A 4,356-nucleotide genomic window follows, 5' to 3' on the forward strand; every position below is an offset into this window, starting at 1 on the left:
GGCCCAGGCAACCCTGCGGCACATGAGAGGTTTCACTTAATGCTGCTTCCTTCCGGACCTGACATGGTTCATGAATTCCCATTGCGCAGGACCCAAACGTCAACACCACTTACTTAAGGCAGACCTTAAAGTAAACGAACCTCGAGAAGGGATTCGGCCCCGCTAGAGCGGATTGCGGGTACAGGGCACCGCTACCTCCCCGCTTAGCACGGCAAAATAAATATCAAATTTTATGTCGCATCTATGACGATGCACACATAAGTATATCCTTTTCCCCTAAAAATTGCAACCTTACTACTCAGACAAGTTTTTCCTAGAAGCTTTCTTCTTTTTTCTCAGATCTCTGAAAAACGCACTGAGCATTCCTCCGCATTCTTCCTCTAGCACACCGCTCACCACTTCAGCCTGATGATTAAAGCGTTCTTCCTGAAGAAGGTTCATTAACGTGCCTGAACAGCCTCCTTTTGGATCAAATGCGCCAAATACTACTTTCTCCACGCGTGAAAGCACGACGGCTCCGGCACACATCGGACAAGGCTCAAGGGTAACGTAAAGTGTTGCGCCTTCCAGTCTCCATGTTCCAAGTGACTTGCACGCTTCATCAATCACAAGCATTTCCGCATGAGCGATAGACCGCTGCTCTGTTTCTCTTAAATTGTGCGCGCGTGCCACGATTTTATCATTCACAACAAGCACGGCCCCGATCGGCACCTCGCCTTTCGCTTCAGCTTTTTTCGCTTCTTTTATTGCTTCTTTCATATAAAGTTCATCTTGATTCATCAGATTAGCTCTCTTTTCAAAGTTTTTCCCTTACCTAAAAAGGCTACATATTAACTATAACTTAAACAGAAAGGAGACTGTCGATGTCTAAAGCAGACACAGCTCTTCTCATTGTAGACATGATCAATAATTTTGAATTTGATATGGGAGAAAGTCTCGCCAACAAAACAGAAAAAATCGTTCCTCACATTTTATCATTAAAAAAGCACGCAAGACAAAATGACTGGCCGATTATATACATTAATGATCATTACGGGCTTTGGCAAGCGGATATCCAAAATATCCAGCAAGAATGTGAAAACGAGAAAAGCAAGGCCATTATTGAAAAGATATCGCCCGAGGATGCCGACTATTTTTTAATCAAGCCGAAACACTCCGCTTTTTATGAAACAGCCCTCCATACCCTCCTGACTGAATTACAGGTGAAACGCATTGTCTTAACAGGGATAGCCGGAAATATATGCGTGCTGTTTACTGCTAATGATGCTTACATGAGAGAATACAGCATTACAATACCTAAGGACTGCATTGCTTCTAACAGCGATAAGGACAATGAATTCGCTCTAACCATGATGGAAAATGTTCTTTTCGCAGAAATTACAACTGAAGAACAAATTACAGAAAAACAAACATGATTAGCACTTTCCTTTCATACATTGTAGCGATATGAAAGGAGGCGTTTTTCATTCAAATTTATGTGGTGAAACAAGGCGACACTCTTTCTGCTATCGCTTCACAATACAGAACAACTGCAAACGAAATCACAGAAACGAATGAAATACCGAATCCCGACAGCCTTGTTGTCGGACAAACCATTGTTATTCCAATAGCTGGCCAGTTTTATGATGTTCAACAAGGTGATACCCTGACATCCATCGCACAGCAATTTAATACAACAGCAGCTGAGCTTGCCAGGGTGAACCGCATCCAGTTAAATACCGTACTGCAGATTGGTTTCCGTTTATACATTCCTCCAGTTCCAAAAAGAGACATTGAATCAAGCGCTTATTTGGAGCCACGCGGAAATCAAGTCAGCGAAAATCTCCAGCAGGCGGCCAGAGAAGCATCGCCCTACTTAACGTACCTTGGCGCATTCAGTTTCCAGGCACAGCGTGATGGAACCTTAGTCGCACCGCCTTTAACGAATTTAAGAAGCATTGCAGAGAATCAAGGCACGACATTGATGATGATTATAACGAACCTAGAAAACCAGGCATTCAGCGATGAGCTCGGCCGGATCCTTTTGAACGACGATACTGTGAAAAGAAGACTTTTGAATGAAATAGTCGAGAATGCCAGAAGATATGGCTTCCGTGCTATTCATTTTGACTTTGAATACTTACGGCCCCAGGATAGAGAGGCATATAATCAATTTCTCCGCGAGGCAAGGGATCTTTTTCATCAAGAAGGCTTAGAAATTTCTACGGCGCTTGCCCCTAAAACAAGCGCAACACAGCAGGGCAGATGGTACGAAGCCCATGATTACAGAGCACATGGCCAAATTGTAGACTTTGTTGTCCTCATGACATATGAATGGGGATACAGCGGCGGACCCGCTCAAGCCGTTTCTCCAATAGGACCTGTTCGGAACGTCATTGAATATGCTTTAACCGAAATGCCCGCCAATAAAATTGTCATGGGGCAGAATTTATATGGATATGACTGGACACTTCCTTATACAGCAGGAGGAACTCCAGCAAGAGCAATAAGCCCTCAGCAAGCCATTGTCATAGCCGAACAAAACAATGCCGACATCCAGTATGACCAAACCGCCCAAGCCCCTTTCTTCCGCTATACTGATGCAGAAAACAAAAGGCACGAGGTATGGTTTGAAGACGCCCGTTCGATTCAGGCCAAATTCAATCTGATTAAAGAGCTTAATTTAAGAGGGATCAGCTACTGGAAGCTGGGGCTTTCCTTTCCTCAAAACTGGCTGCTGCTTTCTGATCAATTTCAAATTGTCAAAAAGACGTTCCGTTAATTTGGAAACGTCTTTTTTTCATAGGGGAATCCAAGGGTTGTGATACAATATGAAGGTCAGCAATTGACGGACGTTTTTTAGAAATAAGGAGGATTCCAATGAATACAGCCCCTTTTATCGCAGTTGAAGGTCCTATCGGGGCAGGAAAAACAACGCTCGCGACGATGCTTTCACAAGAGCTTGGATTCCCTATGATCAGTGAGATTGTTGAGGATAACCCATACCTTGATAAGTTTTATGACAACATAGAGGAATGGAGCTTCCAGCTTGAGATGTTTTTTCTTTGTCACAGGTACAAACAGCTTGAGGATACCAGCCATCACTTTTTAAATGAAGGACAGCCTGTGATAGCTGATTATCATATTTATAAAAATGTGATTTTTGCTGAACGAACGCTGTCTGAACAGCAGCTCAACAAATACAGAAAGATTTTTCATCTTCTTACCGATGATCTTCCAAAGCCAAATTTCATCATTTACATAAAGGCAAGTCTGCCCACATTGTTACACCGCATTGAAAAACGCGGGCGTCCCTTTGAGAAAAAAATTGAAACAAGCTATTTGGAACAGCTGATCGCAGATTATGACATCGCCATCAAGCAGCTGCAGGAAGCAGACCCAGATCTTACGGTGTTAACAATAGATGGCGATTCAGAGGATTTCGTTTTGAATAAGAGCGATTTTGAACGTATTGCCGCCCATGTAAAGGAGCTTATAAAATGAAGGAACATCATATCCCTGAGAATTCAATCATTACAGTAGCAGGAACAGTAGGTGTCGGAAAATCTACTTTAACAAGAGCATTGGCTAAACGGCTTGGCTTTAAAACCTCTCTTGAGGAAGTCGATCATAACCCATACTTAGAAAAATTCTATCATGATTTTGAACGCTGGAGCTTCCATCTGCAAATCTACTTCTTAGCTGAACGATTCAAAGAACAGAAAAATATTTTTGAAGCCGGCGGAGGGTTTGTACAGGATCGTTCTATTTATGAGGATACTGGGATTTTTGCAAAAATGCACGCTGACAAAGGGACGATGTCAAAGATTGATTATAAAACCTATACAAGCCTGTTTGAAGCAATGGTCATGACACCATATTTCCCGCATCCTGATGTCTTGATCTATTTAGAAGGCGATCTGGAAAACATATTAGCCCGGATTGAAGAACGCGGACGTGAAATGGAGCTTCAAACAGATCGGTCTTATTGGGAAGAAATGCACACGCGTTACGAAAACTGGATCAGCGGTTTTAACGCTTGCCCTGTCCTGAAAATCCGTATTGAGGATTATGACTTGAAGAATGATGAAAGTTCTATCGAGAACATTGTTGATCAAATCGCAACTGTCATTCATGAAACGAAAAAAAAGTGAATCTCATGACCTGAGATTCACTTTTTTATGATATTAAAAAATCCGTTGCAAACGATGCAACGGACAAAACAATCTCCAATATATGCTTGAGTTTCATTAGAATTAAAATCAATATGGCGGAGGAAGAGGGATTCGAACCCCCGCGGGCTTTGACACCCCTGTCGGTTTTCAAGACCGATCCCTTCAGCCGGACTTGGGTATTCCTCCGTATCGACAAGAATTA

Annotated in this window: 5 protein-coding genes, 1 tRNA gene and 1 other RNA gene; 4 read left to right on the plus strand and 3 right to left on the minus strand. The window is 42.6% G+C overall.

All coding sequences use genetic code 11. The features are described from left to right. Together ffs and tadA are read right to left on the minus strand one after the other, a co-directional pair. Positions 1 to 212, minus strand: an RNA gene (ffs, locus tag CJU60_RS21150) — signal recognition particle sRNA large type; the annotation flags it as partial. Positions 213 to 294: 82 nt separating this feature from the next. Continuing rightward, on the minus strand, positions 295 to 780 hold the full coding sequence (gene tadA, locus CJU60_RS21155) for a tRNA adenosine(34) deaminase TadA (RefSeq protein ID WP_024123596.1): 486 nt from the start codon (positions 778 to 780) through the stop codon (positions 295 to 297). 83 nt (positions 781 to 863) lie between these two features. On the opposite strand from tadA, the gene CJU60_RS21160 reads away from it, so the two are divergent. The 4 genes from CJU60_RS21160 to dck all read left to right on the plus strand — a co-directional run bounded on the left by CJU60_RS21160 (position 864) and on the right by dck (position 4,133). Beyond that, complete coding sequence (locus tag CJU60_RS21160) at positions 864 to 1,415, plus strand: cysteine hydrolase family protein (RefSeq protein ID WP_010332741.1); 552 nt, start codon at positions 864 to 866, stop codon at positions 1,413 to 1,415. Between the two features lie 62 nt (positions 1,416 to 1,477). Continuing rightward, positions 1,478 to 2,761, plus strand: coding sequence for a glycosyl hydrolase family 18 protein (locus tag CJU60_RS21165; protein WP_095714847.1), 1,284 nt, complete (start codon positions 1,478 to 1,480; stop codon positions 2,759 to 2,761). 98 nt (positions 2,762 to 2,859) lie between these two features. After that, positions 2,860 to 3,483, plus strand: coding sequence for a deoxyguanosine kinase (gene dgk / locus CJU60_RS21170; RefSeq protein WP_044153628.1), 624 nt, complete (start codon positions 2,860 to 2,862; stop codon positions 3,481 to 3,483). Further along, positions 3,480 to 4,133, plus strand: a complete 654-nt coding sequence (dck, locus tag CJU60_RS21175; protein ID WP_024123592.1) for a deoxyadenosine/deoxycytidine kinase — start codon at positions 3,480 to 3,482, stop codon at positions 4,131 to 4,133. The genes dgk and dck overlap by 4 nt, the downstream gene beginning before the upstream one ends. Before the next feature lie 114 nt (positions 4,134 to 4,247). Here the strand turns inward: dck and CJU60_RS21180 are convergent. Beyond that, positions 4,248 to 4,340: transfer RNA gene (locus CJU60_RS21180), tRNA-Ser, on the minus strand. Positions 4,341 to 4,356 lie beyond the last annotated feature (16 nt).

Source organism: Bacillus sp. 7705b (genome assembly GCF_002289525.1).
GTDB lineage: Bacteria > Bacillota > Bacilli > Bacillales > Bacillaceae > Bacillus > Bacillus halotolerans.